The organism is Nesterenkonia sp. (assembly GCF_029265375.1).
Classification (GTDB): Bacteria; Actinomycetota; Actinomycetes; order Actinomycetales; family Micrococcaceae; genus Nesterenkonia.
This window is the reverse complement of the sequence record NZ_JAJUJJ010000003.1, coordinates 24,380-39,615: the sequence shown is the minus strand read 5'-3', so window position 1 is coordinate 39,615 and position 15,236 is coordinate 24,380. Positions and strand designations below refer to the sequence as shown.

Annotated in this window: 11 protein-coding genes; 2 read left to right on the top strand and 9 right to left on the bottom strand. The window is 69.1% G+C overall.

All coding sequences use genetic code 11. The annotated features are described in order from the left end of the window. Window positions 1-89: 89 nt before the first annotated feature. On the top strand, window positions 90-1,211 hold the full coding sequence (gene gcvT / locus Q1K09_RS01855) for a glycine cleavage system aminomethyltransferase GcvT (protein WP_300342718.1): 1,122 nt from the start codon (window positions 90-92) through the stop codon (window positions 1,209-1,211). Between the two features lie 33 nt (window positions 1,212-1,244). Here the strand turns inward: gcvT and Q1K09_RS01850 are convergent, their stop codons facing one another. After that, window positions 1,245-2,459, bottom strand: coding sequence for an acyl-CoA dehydrogenase family protein (locus Q1K09_RS01850; RefSeq protein WP_300342717.1), 1,215 nt, complete (start codon window positions 2,457-2,459; stop codon window positions 1,245-1,247). Between the two features lie 24 nt (window positions 2,460-2,483). Further along, window positions 2,484-3,239: a response regulator transcription factor gene (locus Q1K09_RS01845; protein WP_300342715.1), complete on the bottom strand. Its 756-nt coding sequence runs from the start codon at window positions 3,237-3,239 to the stop codon at window positions 2,484-2,486. 93 nt (window positions 3,240-3,332) lie between these two features. Between Q1K09_RS01845 and Q1K09_RS01840 the strand changes: the two genes are divergently transcribed. Then, window positions 3,333-4,538 (top strand): histidine kinase, encoded by a 1,206-nt coding sequence (locus Q1K09_RS01840; RefSeq protein WP_300342713.1) that lies wholly within the window; start codon window positions 3,333-3,335, stop codon window positions 4,536-4,538. 238 nt (window positions 4,539-4,776) lie between these two features. On the opposite strand, the gene Q1K09_RS01835 is transcribed toward Q1K09_RS01840, so the two are convergent. The 7 genes from Q1K09_RS01835 to Q1K09_RS01805 all read right to left on the bottom strand — a co-directional run bounded on the left by Q1K09_RS01835 (window position 4,777) and on the right by Q1K09_RS01805 (window position 15,203). Beyond that, complete coding sequence (locus Q1K09_RS01835; protein WP_300342711.1) at window positions 4,777-5,253, bottom strand: hypothetical protein; 477 nt, start codon at window positions 5,251-5,253, stop codon at window positions 4,777-4,779. Window positions 5,254-5,286: 33 nt separating this feature from the next. Then, entirely contained in the window at window positions 5,287-5,826 is a 540-nt protein-coding gene (locus Q1K09_RS01830; protein WP_300342709.1) for an NUDIX hydrolase family protein, read from the bottom strand. 69 nt (window positions 5,827-5,895) lie between these two features. After that, on the bottom strand, window positions 5,896-8,082 hold the full coding sequence (locus tag Q1K09_RS01825; protein ID WP_300342707.1) for a hypothetical protein: 2,187 nt from the start codon (window positions 8,080-8,082) through the stop codon (window positions 5,896-5,898). Window positions 8,083-8,154: 72 nt separating this feature from the next. Next, the gene (locus Q1K09_RS01820) at window positions 8,155-8,748 is read right to left on the bottom strand and encodes a VTT domain-containing protein (RefSeq protein WP_300342705.1); all 594 of its coding nucleotides are present in this window, start codon (window positions 8,746-8,748) and stop codon (window positions 8,155-8,157) included. A gap of 32 nt (window positions 8,749-8,780) precedes the next feature. Then, window positions 8,781-9,821, bottom strand: a complete 1,041-nt coding sequence (locus tag Q1K09_RS01815) for a pseudouridine synthase (RefSeq protein ID WP_300342704.1) — start codon at window positions 9,819-9,821, stop codon at window positions 8,781-8,783. A 9-nt stretch (window positions 9,822-9,830) separates the two neighbouring features. After that, entirely contained in the window at window positions 9,831-10,547 is a 717-nt protein-coding gene (locus tag Q1K09_RS01810) for a VOC family protein (protein WP_300342703.1), read from the bottom strand. A 66-nt stretch (window positions 10,548-10,613) separates the two neighbouring features. Beyond that, window positions 10,614-15,203: an ATP-dependent helicase gene (locus tag Q1K09_RS01805; protein WP_300342702.1), complete on the bottom strand. Its 4,590-nt coding sequence runs from the start codon at window positions 15,201-15,203 to the stop codon at window positions 10,614-10,616. Window positions 15,204-15,236: the final 33 nt, after the last annotated feature.

Below are 15,236 nucleotides of genomic sequence, written 5' to 3'. Positions count from 1 at the left end.
CACCTACTGTTCATAGGGCTTTCGGCTTGTCATTGCCCCTGCAGCCCTATGAATTCCCGAAAGCCCTATGAGGAACGCGAGTGACTGCGATGACTGATCTGAAACAGACCCCCCTGACGGCTGAGCATGAGGCTCTCGGTGCGACCTTCACCGACTTCGGGGGGTGGAGGATGCCGCTGAAGTACACCTCGGAGCTGGCCGAGCACCGGGCTGTGCGTTCAGCGGCCGGCATCTTCGATCTGTCCCATATGGGGGAGGTCCGCGTGGTGGGTCCCGACGCCGCCACGTTCCTGAACACCGCGCTGGTGGGGAACCTGGCCCGCGTCGAACCCGGGCGGGCCAAGTATTCGCTGATCTGCAATGCCGACGGCGGCATCCTCGATGATCTGATCAGCTACCGGATCGAACCCGCTGAGTACCTGGTGATCCCCAACGCCGCCAACCGGGAGCGGGTGGCCGCTGAGCTGCGCGCACGCGCCGACGGCTTCGACGTGGAGATATGGGACGAATCGGAGGCGATCAGCCTGATCGCCGTCCAGGGACCGGCTTCTGAGGACATCATCTCCTCGGTGGTGCGGGCCGATGAGACCTTCCTGGTGCAGCAGCTGCCCTACTACGCCCAGACCACTGTGACCATCGGAGGCGACCAGATCCTGCTGGCGCGCACCGGATACACCGGTGAGGACGGCTTCGAACTGTATCTCCCGCACGACCGGGCCGGTGCCCTGTGGCGGGCGCTGATGGAGACCGGCACCGACTACGGACTGGTGCCCTGCGGACTGGCCAGCCGTGACTCGCTGCGCCTGGAGGCCGGGATGCCGCTCTACGGCAATGAGCTCTCCACCGAGCGCACCCCGCAGGAAGCGGGGCTGCCGGTGGTGGCCTTCTCCAAGGAGGAGGACTTTGTGGGCCGCGCTGCCCTGCAGGCTGCCAAGGAGCGCGGCCTGGGCAAGACCACCGGGCAGCGACTGGTCGGGCTGGTCAGCTCCGGCAAGCGCGCCGCCCGAACCGGCTACACCATCACCAGCAGCGAGGGCAGCCCGATTGGGGAGGTCACGTCCGGGGCGCCCAGCCCGACCCTGGGCCACGCCATCGCCCTGGGATATGTGGACGTGGAGCACGCCGAGCCGGGCACCGCAGTGCAGGTGGACCTGCGCGGCCGGCCGCAGGACTTCGAGGTCGTCACACCGCCGTTCTACCGGCGCGGCTGAGGCAGGTCGCCTGCCGGCCGCTGGCGCTCGGGCTCAGGCGAAGGCGGAGTAGCCGGTCAGGTCGCGGCCGATGATCAGCGACTGCACCGACTCGGTGCCCTCATAGGTGTGGATGGCCTCGATATCGGCCATATGCCGGGCCACCTTGTTCTGCAGCAGAATGCCGTTGCCGCCGAGCAAGTCGCGGGCCGTCTGGGCGATCTGCCGGGCCTTGCGCGTGTTGTGGTACTTGGCCATAGACGCCTGCGGGCCGGAGAGCCGGCCGGCGGCATCGAGCTCGGTGACATGTTTGACGTGCAGCTGCATCGAGGTCAGTTCCGAGACCATCCAGCTCAGCCGCTCCTGCACCAGCTGATGGGCACCGATCGGCTTGGAGAACTGCTTGCGCTGCTTCGCGTAGTTCAGTGCGGACTCCACACAGGCGGCGGCGTGGCCCACCGCGGACCAGGCCACGCCCAGCCGGGTGGCGAACAGGACAGTGGCCGCATCTTTGAAGCTGCGGCTGCCCGGCAGCACAGCATCGGCCGGGACCGTGACTCCCTCGTAGCGGATCAGCGCCTGGTGGATGGCGCGCAGCGAGGCCTTGCCCTCAATGACTTCCGCCCGGTAGCCGGGCGTCTCCTGGGGCACCAGGAAGCAGCGGACCTGGCCGTCGAACTCGCCGCCGGAGACCCGCGCCCAGGTGAACGTCACTCCGCCGGAGGCCCCGTTGCCGATCCATTTCTTGGCCCCGTGGATCTCATAGTGGCCGCTCTGCTCGTCGCCGTGCAGGGTGGCGGTGGTCTCCAGGGAGACCGAGTCCGAGCCGTGGTCAGGTTCGGTCAGCGCGAAGGACCCCAGCACGGAGGCGGTGGCGATCCCCTCGGCGTACTGGGCCTTCTGGGCCTCGGAGCCGAAGAGCATCAGGGTCCGCAGCGCCAGTCCGCCTTGGACCGCCAGCGCAGTGCCCAGGGAACCGTCTGCCCGGGAGGTCTCCATATTCAGCAGCCCTGCCGCCATGCCGGACATCGGCTTCATCCCCAGCGAGCTGACGTCCACCCCGTCGGTGAGCAGCCCCAGCTGACCGGCCTGCTGCACCAGATCCGTGGGATACTCCTCCCGCTGCCAGTGGCCGATCATCCGTTCCTCCACTCCGGTGGTGAATTCACGGGCCCGCTGCCACCAGGCGCGGTCTGCTTCGTCGATATCGGCGAACACGCCGTAGTAGTCAAGGTCCAAGGGGGTGACGATGTCGTACTCCTGTGCCATGACTCACATGTTACCCGAGAGTCACTAATGCTGCGGAGGCCGCCGGGGGCAGTTCAGCGAGGGGTCCACCACACCGAGCTCGGTGGCCCGGATCAGCAGCTGCACCCGGTCCCGGACCTCGAGCCGCTTCATCAGCCGGCCCATATACACCTTCACGGTGGCCTCAGAGACCATCATCTGCGAGGCGATCTCCGCATTGGAGCAGCCTTTGGCCAGCAGCTGCAGACACTGCAGCTCCCGCTCCGGGATGCTTGGGGCCTCCGGGAACCGGGCCAGGGCGGACCGCAGCTGGGAGGGGTCGTTCTTCACCGAGACCATCAGCTGGTGCGCCACAGCGGGGGAGAACGGCGCCAGGCCCTCATGCACCTCACGGATGGCCTGGATGATCTCCTCCGGCTCGGCGTCCTTGACGATGTAGCCCCCCGCCCCGGCCCGCAGCGCCGGAATCACATAGCGCTCCGTGGAGAATGTGGTCACCGCCAGCACGGCAACCTCAGCGAATTCGGCACGGATGGCCTTGGTGGCGGCGATGCCGTCCATAGTGGGCATGTGCAGATCCATGATCACCACATGCGGACTGCGCTCGGCGCACATTCGCACAGCCTCGTCCCCGTTGCGGGCCTCACCGACGCAGCGCATCCCAGAGGTGGAGTCCACATAGGTGCGCAGCGCGGTGGACATCACCGGATGGTCATCGGCGATGAGTACGCGGACTGGAGCCGCCGAGTCCCACCGGGACTCACCAGACTCCGTGTCAGCATTTTGCCCATCAACGGTCATGGTGCCCATCCTATGCCGAACAGCCATCGCTGACTGTACATATCCTGAAGGTTTCCAGGGAGCGTTCAGGAGAGGGGATCTACACTTCCCCCTATGCCGTCCACACCCGAACCGCTGCGCAGCGTGGCCGAGGAGTTCGAGGCCGGCGGCTTCTGGTCCTGCCGACAGCTGAACAAATGGGTGCTGGTGGTGGTGACCTTGGCCTGCGGAATCGGCCTGGGCACCGATGTGATCTACGAGCTCACCGCAGACCGTGAGATCCCGCTGGGTCTGGCCGTGGCAGGGGCGCTCTCCGTGGGCTGCGTGATGCTGCTGTGGGTCTGCGTCACCTACGCGGTCCCTCCGGGGCTGCTGGTGCTGGTGATGGCCCTCTTTGTGGACGGGATGGCCTATTCGGTCACCCTGGCGGTGCTGCTGACCGGCCTGACGTCGCTGACCTCCACTGCGCGGTTCCGCCGCGGCACGCTGGTCTTCATGATCGTCTGGACGGTTCTGGTCTCCGTCGGTTTGGACGATCCGCTCACCGGAACGCTGGCGTTCTTCGGCATCAGCATTGCGGTGCTGGTGGCCTATGCCATCGGCGGCGCCTTCCGCCGGGCGACCACTGCCCGCCTGCAGACCCGCCAGGAGCTGGAGCAGCTGGAGCAGCGGCACCGCAAGGCGGTGGCGGCGGAGCGCAAGTCGATCGCCCGGGATCTGCACGACATCGTGGCCCATGACATCACCATCATCGCTATGCAGGCGCGGGCTGCGCAGATGAAGGACACCGAGGAGGCCTACCGGGAGGCCGTGCAGGTGATCGGCCGGTCCTCCCGGGAGGCGCTGAACGATCTGCGGCGCATGCTGGCCCTGCTGAAGAATGAAGATGTGGTCGACGACGAGGTCAGCTCCTCGGCCAGCGAGCTGGATGTTCGCCGCGGCTGCGAATCATTCGCGGAGAGCCTGCAGAGTCTGGGCATCACTGTTCACCGTGGGATCACCGGAGACCTGGGTTCGCTCTCCCGCTCGGCCAGCGCGGCGCTGTACCGCATGCTGCAGGAGTGCACCACCAATGTGGTCAAGTTCGCCGGGGCCGGGGCGCAGTGCTGGATCGAGATCGACGTGGGCTCTGAGCACGTGACCATGTGCGTGACGAATACGGTCGCAGCGGACCAGTCGGAGCTGGACGGCTGGAGCCGCTCCGGCGCCGGCCTGATCGGTGTGCAGGACCGTGCGGCTGCCTTCGGCGGAGCTGCGGAGTTCGGCTTTGATGAGCAGGGCCGCTGGCGGGTGCGCGTCGATCGGATGAAGAAGGCCTGACGGTTCCACGGGCGGGCGCGCTGACCAGGAGCGTTCCTGGGAATCTCTAGACAAAAGTTGACTAGGCAGGTGTCGGCTCAGCTCCCAGAATCTATTGGTGCAGTGCAGTAACGGTGCACTCAGACAGGTATGGACTGGAGCCCCTTGAGTTTCGGTGCAACGGCTCAAGGCTTACGCTCGTCCCCTGTGGCTCGGGCGGTGTGAACGGCGCCGCCCGAGCCTGCTCCGTCGGGGCTGCCTACACCTGGGATTCTGCCGGCTGCGTCCGGGCAAGCGGCTGGGCGATCCATCGCCCGGCGCCCAGCAGGATGCCGGCGGGGAAGCCGACCAGCGGAACCAGCAGCGGCATCAGTCCCGCCGCCCCCGGCACCAGAACCACCGGACCGTAGAGCAGCCCCACCACCACGTAGCCGAGCACATGAATCACCGGGTTGAGCTGGTGCCGCAGCAGCCAGCTGACCAGCAGGGTGCCGGGGATGCCGACGACGACGGCGGCTGCGCCCAGCAGCGGGATCAGCGGGGCCAGGAAGCCGTCCTGGTTCAGTCCCGGCACGAAGGAGAGCCCCAGAAGCAGAGCGCCCATCAGCGCGGTGGGCAGCAGCCAGGAGACGATCCATCCGCTTGCACCCAGCCTCAGCTGGGGCCGGTCTGCGGCTGCGCCGCTGGGGCCGCGTCGACGCCGGGCCGAAGACTTCTCCGGAGCGGGGGTGGTCATCAGTGCAATCCTTAGGTCTTAGGGCAGCTGTTGCTATGCGGTGTGGCCCAGGTGGGCCAGGGCCTGGCAGACCAGCTGTTCGCGTCCGCCGACGAACTCGGCCTGCACCTGCGGGGAGAGGGCCTGCTGCGGGGTCAGCCAGGACAGCTCCAGAGCGTCCTGGCGTGGGGAGCACTCCCCATTGACCGGGACTATGTAGGCCAGCGACACTGCGTGCTGGCGGTCATCGACCAGTCCGGTCTCCGAGGGGTAGGGGAAGTATTCGGCCACGGTGAACGGGGCCGGCGACGGCGGCAGCTGCGGCAGCGCCAGGGACCCCAGGTCCTTCTCAATGTGACGGATCAGTGCGGCACGGATGGTTTCCCGGTACAGCACCCGCCCGGAGACCACGGTGCGGTAGAAGCGGCCGTCGTCGTCGGCGGTGTAGAGCAGTCCGATCTCGGTGACGTATCCCAGCGCGTCCAGGCGCACCGGGATGGCCTCCACATAGACCATCGGCAGGCGCCTGCGAGCCTCGTAGAGGTCCTGTTCGCTGAGCCAGCCGGGGTTCGGGTCGGGAGTGCGCACAGACATGGCACCATCATGCCTCACCGGAACCGGCGGCGCATAAGGCACCTCGCCGCCGTGGGAAGGGGAGGCGCTTCAGATGATGTCCTCCAGCGGCCGGCCCATGGCCGCGCGGCGCTCGGCGTGGTTGATGCGGTGGCGGCGCGACTGGGTGCACAGGATGACGATGAAAGCACCCATGGCGGCTCCGATGGCCACCCAGACGCTGGTGACCTCGGCGAGCAGCCGCGGGAAGATCAGCCAGAACATGCCCCAACCCAGTCCCAGGGCGATGGTGATGCGGCCGCGCTCGGTCATGGAGTAGAACGCCGCGATCCATACGCAGCCGAAGAGCCCGATACCGGCCCACAGCAGAGCCGGTATGCCGGGGATGTCCCAGCCCCGCTGGGTCAGCCACACCGAGACGGCGGACATGGCCTGCACCAGCGCGAAGCCGAAGAACAGGCCCACCACTCCATCGGTGAACCGGCGCTCCACAGTGCTGCGGGCGGTGTAGAGGTTGAACTGCCGGACTGCGTCCAGCAGCAGCACGGCGATGGCGGCGCTGGCCAGCAGCGTGAGGGTGAACAGACCGTGGTGCAGCCCGGCGGTGACCGGCAGCATCAGCAGCGCGGCGGTGCCCACCAGCCAGCCGGAGCGCCGCTGCCGCGGTGTGGATTCCTGAGTTGCGGTCCACTGGAAGCCGGCATGGACCAGCAGACCGAGGGCGATCACCGGCCAGAGCCAGTAGTAGTTGTAGTCGGGAGAGAGCAGCGCCTGCTCACCGGAGAACCATCCGGAGGAATAGGCCTCCTGCAGCCCGCCTCCGCCCAGTATGGGCGGCCGCTCATCCGCCCCGCCGCCGAACAGGCCGAACATCCACAGGGTGCAGATCACCGCCGCCGCGGCCCCGATGGTGACATAGATCCGCCGGTAGAGGTCCGTGCGGGTCGGCTCCGGATCGGGATCCCGGGAGGGCAGATTGTAGGGAGGGATATAGGTGTAGAGGTCCTCCTCCTCATCTGCGAACTCCGGGTAGGGGCGGGGTCCGTACGCCGCGGTGGCGTCTTCGATGGCGCGGGCCTTCTGCACAATGACCTCGCGGCGGCGCTGGTCGTCCAGAGCGCGGCGCACCCGTGGCGGGCGCGCGGGTGCGGGGTAGGGGCTGGCGGTGCTGCCGGCTGCGGCTGTGTCAGCCGGTGCGCCGGTCTGTTGTGATTCCTCGGCGGCGTTGGGGGCTTCCGCCGGGCGGGGCGCCTCCGGGGCACGATAGGCCGGCAGCACAGCGGTAGCCTCAGGATCGGCGGGCAGCTCGGGCTCCGGCGGCAGCTCAGCAGCAGAATAGGCCGGCGGCACGTGCTGGTCGGTTGCGGCATCTGCCGCGGTGCCGGGCACCTGGTCGGCGACGGAGTCCCGAACCGGCAGCTCAGACGCCGGCGGGGGCGGCGACTGGGGCTCGGCCTCGGGGGTGGAGATGAGCGGGATCGCGCCGGTGAACAGCTGCCCGGGATGGCGCTGCTCCGGCGGAGGGGGCGGCGGCAGCGGGATACGGCCGGTCATCGGCGCGGCGGTCCCAGCCGCATCAGCGCCCGACTGCGGGGGGACCAGTCCTGCCGTGCCGGAGGCACCAGTGCTGGTGCGGGCAGGAGCGGGTCCGGTGGCCTCGGCCCGCTCCGTACGGCGCTGGGCGTGCCGACCTGGCACGGCTGCGCGGGCCTGCTCCCGACGGGTCTTCCGGCCGGACCACCAGGCGCGTACCCGCTCATCCAGAGTGTCCAGAAACCCACTGAGTCCGCGGTCCTGCTCGCCGGCAGGCTGGGACGTCTGCGGCACAGCGGAGTCCTCCGATGCTGCGGCATCCTCGCCTTCGGCGGACTCGTCGTCCGCGGAGTCGGGTGCCTGATCTGCAGCGGCCGAGTCCTCAGAAGCGGCTGCAGCTTCGGGGGCATCTGGTTCGGCGGGGCTGTCTGCCTCAGTGGGGGCCGCCGGCTCCGCGGGGGCACCCTGCTCGGCGGGGCTCTCTGCTTCGGCGGGGGCATCCGGCTCGGCCGGGCTGTCTGCTGCGTCTTCGGGCGCAGCGGTGATCTCTGCCTTGTCGGATTCGGGCGCATCGCCGGCGGGGTGAGCCTCTTCCCGCTCCTGGGGCTCCCCATTCTCCAACGGCGCCGCGGAATCGTGCTGGTCAGTCGAGTCGTGCTGCTCAGGCGAGTGCTGCTGCTCAGGGCTGTCAGGCTGCTCAGCGGAGGCGGGCGAGGTGTCCTCAGTTCGTGCCTGGTTGCTCAACTCCGCCTCCCCTCGAGGATCGTCACGGTCTGCAGGTGCGCGGGCAGGCCGGTCGGCCCACGATGCTTGCACTCAATCCTGAGCGCGAGCACGACGGCGCCTTGCGGCCAGCACGGCGACGGTCAACCCCACCAGGGTACCGATAACAATGGCCGTCACAGTGCTCGCCAAGGGGGGAAGTCCGGTAGTTGTTCCCGTAATGTAACCTAAGCCGACCAGCCAAGCGCTCCAGATCAGAGCGCCGGCGACGCTCAGCGGCAGCAGTCTGGGCCACGGCATGCGCATCATGCCTGCAGTGGCCATTGACGCCGACCTGCCGCCGGGAACCCATCGGATGAGCAGCAGCCCGATCCAGGTGGTGGCCTTGCCGGCACGGATCGCGGCGCGCAGCATCATCCGGTGCAGGCGGCGGCCCCACCGCCACCGGTAGATCAGCCGGATCAACTGGTAGCGGAAGAGGATATAGAGCCCCACGTCCCCGACCAGACATCCCAGCGTGGTGGCCAGCAGGACCGCCGGCAGCCACAGGGCGTCTCCGGAGGCCATCGCCCCCGAGGCGATGACCATGATCTCTGAGGGGAAGGGCGGCACGAATGCCGTCAGTGCGACTGCCAGCGCCTGCAGCGGCAGGTACAGGTCTCCCCATTCCTCGAGGAGCTCGACCATGCATCCCCTCTCGTGCCGATGAAAACTCCTGGTCAGCCCGCGGTGAGGTGGTGTCCGGGGGCCTCGGCCAGTCTACGTGCTGACGCGAAGCGGCGGGGCTGGCCGCTTAACGGATCGGTGAAGCTCAGCGTGGCGGCCAGCAGCTGCAGCGGTGCGGCGAAGTCATCGGGCGCATCCGGTGCAAGCTCCGGGTAGAACCGGTCGTGGAGGATACCGAGTCCCAGCAGCGCCATGTGGATGCGCAGCTGGTGGGTCTTACCGGTGTGCGGGGTCAGGCCGAAGCGGCCGACCGCCAGGCCGCTGGGGCTGGTCCCGGTCTCCAGCAGCTGGATCGAGGAGGATGCGTTGGCTCCGGGCACCGCGCGGGTCCGCCGTCTGCCGCGGCGGGGTCTGCGGCGCAGCTCCGGCCGGCCTCCGGACTCGGAGACCGGGTAGGCCACCGACTGGCTGACCAGCACGCCTTTGGTCTTTTCGATGCGGCTGCGCACGGTCACCGGGAAGCGCCTGGCCAGCTGATCGGCGGGCATACCGGCAGGCAGCGCGCTGACGCATTCATAGGTCTTATGCACCCGGCGGTCCTCGAACATGGTCTGATAGGCTCCGCGGCTCTCCGGGTTCTTGGAGAACAGCACCACTCCGGCGGTGCCGCGGTCCAGCCGGTGAATGGGCACCAGATCGTCCAGACCGGTGGAGGCGCGCAGGCGGACCAGCAGCGATTCCCGCACATAGCGGCCCGCGGGGGTGGTCGGCAGAAAGTGCGGCTTATCTGCTGCCAGCAGGTGATCGTCCTCAAAGAGGATCTGCTCGCGGACCGGCAGCGGCTCCTCCCGCGGCAGACTGCGGTAGTACCAGATGAAGTCGGTCTCACCCAGGCCGGTGGTGACGCTGACCGGATTGCCCTCGGCGTCGACCACCTCTCCGGCGTGGAAACGTGCGGTGATCCCAGCGGGGTCCAGGTGCCCGAAAGTCGCCAGGACATAGTCGTGGATGGTCTCCCACGGGCCGGTCTGCGGCACGCGCAGGCGGGTGGCGTTGACGCCGTCGCGCACCGGCAAGGGTGAGCGCTGCCCCACGGCGGCGGGTCAGCTCCAGTCTGGGGCCTGGGCCTGGGCCACGTTGGCCGCAGACTGGGTATCCTCCGGGTCGGGGGCGGCCGGCTGGTTGATCTGCCAAGTGACCCCGAAGCGGTCCCGCACCCAGGCGAAGTTCGCGGCAAAGTCGTAGACATCCGGGGGCATGAGGAACTCCCCGCCCTCAGCCAGCCGGTGGGTGATGCGGGTGAATTCCTCCTCCGTGTCCACCACCACTGCCACCGAGATCGAGGGGGTGAAGTCGAAGTCCCGCTTGACCAGGGAGTCCTGGATCATCAGCACCTGACCGCCGATCTTCAGCTGGGCGGTGGCCACCAGAGTGGTCTCCCAGTCCACCACGGTTTCCATCGCCGCGGTGTCGTCGAAACGCTGCGGCTCCTCATCTGCCGGGGCGTCGTCGTCTTCGTCCTCGTCTTGAGCGGGCCCGGGATCCTGCTGCGCCCCGTCAGCATCTGCCTCCGCAGAATCTGCGTCCGCGGTCTCGCCGTCCTCCGGGCCGTGCTGGTCCTCCGCCCCGGCGTCGTCGTCCTGCGGCTCGTCGTCGTCCTCCGTGGTGCTCTCCGTACGGGTCTGCGGATCATAGATCTCGGTGCCCTCGGGGTGGTGCAGGATCTCCAGGAGCTCGGCGTCGGGAAATGTCTCGAGGTAGAGATCGATGGCTTCCTGGGCGCGGCCCTGGAACATCAGAAACGGGAGGCAGAGAATCATGGATGCCAGCCTAGCGGAGGCTGGCTCCGCAAGGGTGAACTTTCGCCGATGAGATGCTCCGGGGGACTATCCGCTGAACCGCAGCCCCGAGGGTGAGGAGTCGAAGCCGGCGTCCTTCAGCGACTGGGCGAACCGGTGGCCCAGCACGGGCTCACCGTTGACCCGTTCCACCGCCAGGCGGCCGGTGCGGGCCTGGGAAAGCCGCTGCACCAGGGCACGGGCGGCTAAGTCCATCTGCTCGGGGTCCTCGGTGAACAGCAGCATGGTCTTGCCACCGCGCTCCATATACAGCAGCAGCTCTCCGCGGAGCAGCACGACGACGGCTCCAGCTTTGCGGGCGGGCCGTGCCGAGGTCTGAGTCTGCGGCCAGTCGAGGGCGGCTCCATAGGGATTGGCCGGATCGGCTGCGGCCAGTGCGAAGGCCTCTGCCGCCCGTCCCCGGTGCGGTGAGGCGTCGGCGTTCTCCAGGGCCTCGGAGATCTCCCGCAGCCGGTCGATGGTGGCCGAGGCGGTGAACTGTGCGGCGCCGAGGCCTTCGATGAAGTAGCCGCGGCGGATGCGGCCTGCCTCCTCGGCGGCGGAGAGCACCTTGTAGACCCCGGCGAATCCGCCCGGTGTCTGTTCGGCGACCACGGAGCCGCGGGTCACCACACCGTAGCGGTCCAGCAGGACTTCCGCCCGAGTGTGGGCGGCCTCTGTGGGGCTGGCCGGGCCCGGGCTGCTGTGCTGCGGGGCCAGCTGCCACCGCCCGGGAGCGCCCGAGGCCGCACCGGAGCCCGGGGCCTGCTCTCCGCGGGCAGCGCGCACTGCCTGGCGCAGCGCCATTCTGCGGGAGGTGCGGGCGCTGCGGGCCGGGCGGCTGCGTCTGCGGTGGGCGGTGGTGCCGGTGCTCATGAAGCTGCGCAGCGGCGCGAAGGTGTCCGGATGCACATGCCCGGCCCAGAACAGCTCCCAGAGCACCTGGCGCACCTGCTCGGCATCGGTGCCCTCCAGCTGAGCGGAGACTGCCTCAGGAAACCAGGCACCCCCGCGGCCGAGCACCTCCAGGACGTCTGCGGCCACGTCGCCACCGGAATCAGCCTGGCGCGCCGGCAGCAGTTCAGCGTCCTCGGCCGGATAGAACGCCACCCAACCATCGTGCCCGGTGAGCGCGCCGTGCCCTAAGGCCAGCACCTCCCCGGAGCTGAGCAGCTCATCGAGCATCTCGGGGCGGTAGTCGCTGACCCGCGCAGGGAGGATCAGGCTCTCCCAGGCGCTGGCCGGCGCCGGAAACCCGGAGAGCTGAGCGCAGACTTCGGCCAGTCCGGAGGTCCCGGAGACCTGATGCCCTGGGGCCGCCGACTGCCATTCGGCCAGCAGCTGGGCATAGGCCCGGGGAGGGACAGGTTCGACGGCGGCGCGCAGCGCTGCCAGGGAGCGCCGCCGGATCCGGCGCAGCATTTCAGCATCAACATATTCGGCGCTGACCTGACGGTCCGGGGAGAACAGCCCTTCGACCACGCGGCCTTCGTCCTTCAGCCGGGACAGCACCTCGGTGACGGCCGGCTGCGGAAGTCCCAGCGCGGCGGCGGCCTGCTCGGCGGTGAAGGGCCGGTGGGTGCGCGCATAGCGGCCGACCAGGTCTCCCAGCGGGTCCTCGACCGGCTCCAGGAAGGTCTGCGGAATGCCGGGAGGAATATTGACCCCCAGCCCGTCGCGCAGCCGGGCAGCGTCCTCCACTGCCGCGAATCGCTGCTGCCCCTGCCAGGTGAGAGGGAACGCCCGCTGAGCCTGCACCAGCGACTGCGCCCACTGCTCGGCCTGGGCCGGGCCGGCGGGGGCATCGCCGCTCTCCGCGTTCAGCCGCTGTCCCAGCTGCTCGGCGCTGAGCGGCCCCAGAAGCCGCAGCAGGTCGGCGGCGCCCTCTGCACCGGTCAGCCGGGTGGAGTCGGTCAGGCGCTGGCTGTGCTGCTCGGCCTCCTCAATGACCGCGAGGTCCAGGAATTCGCGCAGCTCCACCCGGCCGAGCAGCTCGTTGAGCAGGCGCGGATCCACGCTGAGTGCTGCCGCGCGCCGCTCCGCCAGCGGAGAGTCTCCCTCATAGAGGTACTGAGCGATGTATCCGAACAGCAGCGACTGGGCGAATGGGGAGGGTGCGACGGTGGTGGTCTCCACCAGCTTGACGCGGCGCTGGTCGATGCGGCGGGTGAGCTCGTCCAGGGCCGGCAGATCGTAGACGTCCTGGAGGACTTCCCGCATCGTTTCCATGATCACCGGGAAGTCGGGGAACTCGTGGGCCACCTCCAGCAGCTGCGAGGAGCGCTGACGCTGCTGCCACAGCGGAGTGCGCTGCCCCGGGTTCTGCCGCGGCAGCAGCAGCGCCCGGGCCGCTGCCTCCCGGAACCGGCCGGCGAACAGCGCGGAGCTGCTGACCCGGCGGACTACCAGTTCCTCCAGCTCCTCGGGTTCGAAGCGGAACAGTTCGGCTCCCGGCGGATCGTCGTCCATCATCGGCACGCGCAGCACGATGCCGTCGTCGCCGGCGAAGGCCGCCCCGTCCAGCCCGTAGCGTTCGTGCAGGCGCTCGCCCACCGCCAGTGCCCACGGGGCGTGGACCTGCATCCCGTAGGGGGAGTGCAGAATGATCCGCCAGTCGCCCAGCTCATCGGTGGTGCGTTCGACCACCAGTGTGGTGTCGGTGGGCACCGCCCCGGCTGACTCGCGCTGATCCTCGATATAGCGCAGCAGGTTCTCCTGGGCCCACTCATCCAGCCCCAGTCCGCTCAGCCGGGGCCCGACGTCGTCCCCTCCGGCGGCCAGCTGGCGGGTGAACGCCCCCAGCGCCTGGCCCAACTCGGCAGGCCGGCCCAGCCCGTCACCGTGCCAGAACGGCAGCGAGGCCGGCTGTCCGAAGGCAGGGGAGACCAGCACCCGGTCGAAGGTGATCTCTTCGATCCGCCAGCTGGTGGCCCCGAGGGCGAAGACGTCGCCGACCCGGGACTCATAGACCATCTCCTCATCCAGCTCGCCCACGCGTCGGCCGCCGGTGCGTGAATCCTCCGCGCCCACCAGGTAGACCCCGAACAGCCCCCGGTCCGGGATGGTGCCCCCGGAGGTCACCGCCAGCCGCTGGGCCCCGGGCCTGCCGGTGATGGTGCCTGCGTCGCGGTCCCAGATGATCCGCGGCCGCAGATCGGCGAACCGGTCGGAGGGGTACTTCCCGGCCAGCAGGTCGAGGGTAGCCTCATAGGCGGAGCGGGGCAGGCTCGCAAAGGGCGCGGACCGGCGCACGGTCTCGAACCACTGCTCGACGTCGAGGGTGTCCATCGCCGCGGCGGCCACGGTCTGCTGGGCGAGCACGTCCAGCGGGTTCTTCGGCACCCGCAGCGCCTCGATCCGCCCGGAGAGCATGCGTTCGACCACCACTGCGGTGCTCAGCAGGTCCCCACGGTGCTTGGGGAAGAACCAGCCCACCGAGACTTCGCCGACTTGGTGGCCGGCCCGCCCGATGCGCTGCAGTCCGGCGGAGACCGCGTGCGGAGCTTCGACCTGGATGACCAGGTCCACAGCTCCCATATCGATGCCCAGCTCCAGCGAACTGGTGGCCACCACGCAGCGCAGCCGCCCGGATTTCAGCTCATCTTCGATCAGCGCGCGCTGCTCCTTGCTGACCGATCCGTGATGGGCCCGCGCCAGTGGTGGTGGCTGCTCCGGTTCGGGCTCTCCGGTGAGATCGGCTTCAGCGGACCAACCGCTGCGCTCGGCCCAGATCTCATTGATCCGGCCGGTCAGCTTCTCCGCCAGGCGGCGCGAATTGACGAAGACGATGGTGGACCGGTTGGCGGTGATCAGGTCGACCACCCGGTGCTCCACATGCGGCCAGATGCTCGGCTGCAGGGGTTGGCCCGCCTCTCCGCCGGCGGGCGGATCCGCGGTGGGGGAGGCCATATCCGGCACCGGCACGGACACGGTGATGTCCCACTGCTTCTGCGCTGCGGGGGCGACGACGTCGACTGCGCTGGTGCCGCCGAGGAACCGGGCCACCTCCTGGTGCGGCTCCACGGTGGCGGACAGCCCGATTCGCTGCGGGGGCCTCGAGGCGGTGACCAGTTCGTCGAGGCGCTCCAGGGACAGCGCCAGGTGGGCCCCGCGTTTGGTGCCGGCCAGAGCGTGGATCTCATCGACGATGACGGTCTCCACACTGCGCAGAGTCTGCCTGGCCTGGGAGGTGAGCATCAGGTAGAGCGACTCGGGGGTGGTGATCAGAATATGCGGCGGGGTGCGGACCAGATCGCGGCGCTGCTTGGCGGTAGTGTCCCCGGTCCGCACTCCTACGCTGATCTCGGCTGGTTCGGCGCCCAGGCGCCGCGCAGTGTGCCCGATGCCCACCAGGGGGCTGCGCAGGTTCCGCTCAATGTCCACCCCCAGGGCCTTCAGCGGGGAGATGTAGAGCACCCGGGTTCCGGGACCGTCGGCGGCCTGCCCGGAGGTGATCAGCCGGTCGATCGACCACAGGAATGCCGAGAGGGTCTTGCCCGACCCAGTGGGAGCCACCACCAGGGCATTGCGTCCCTGCGAGATGGCCTCCCAGGCTCCCTCCTGGGCGGCGGTGGGCGCGCCGAAGGACGCGGAGAACCAGGTCCGCGTCGGCTCGGAGAACTTCGCCAGTGCGCTCACCCCTCTAAGCCTACGGCCGTGCCCGGACAGCGC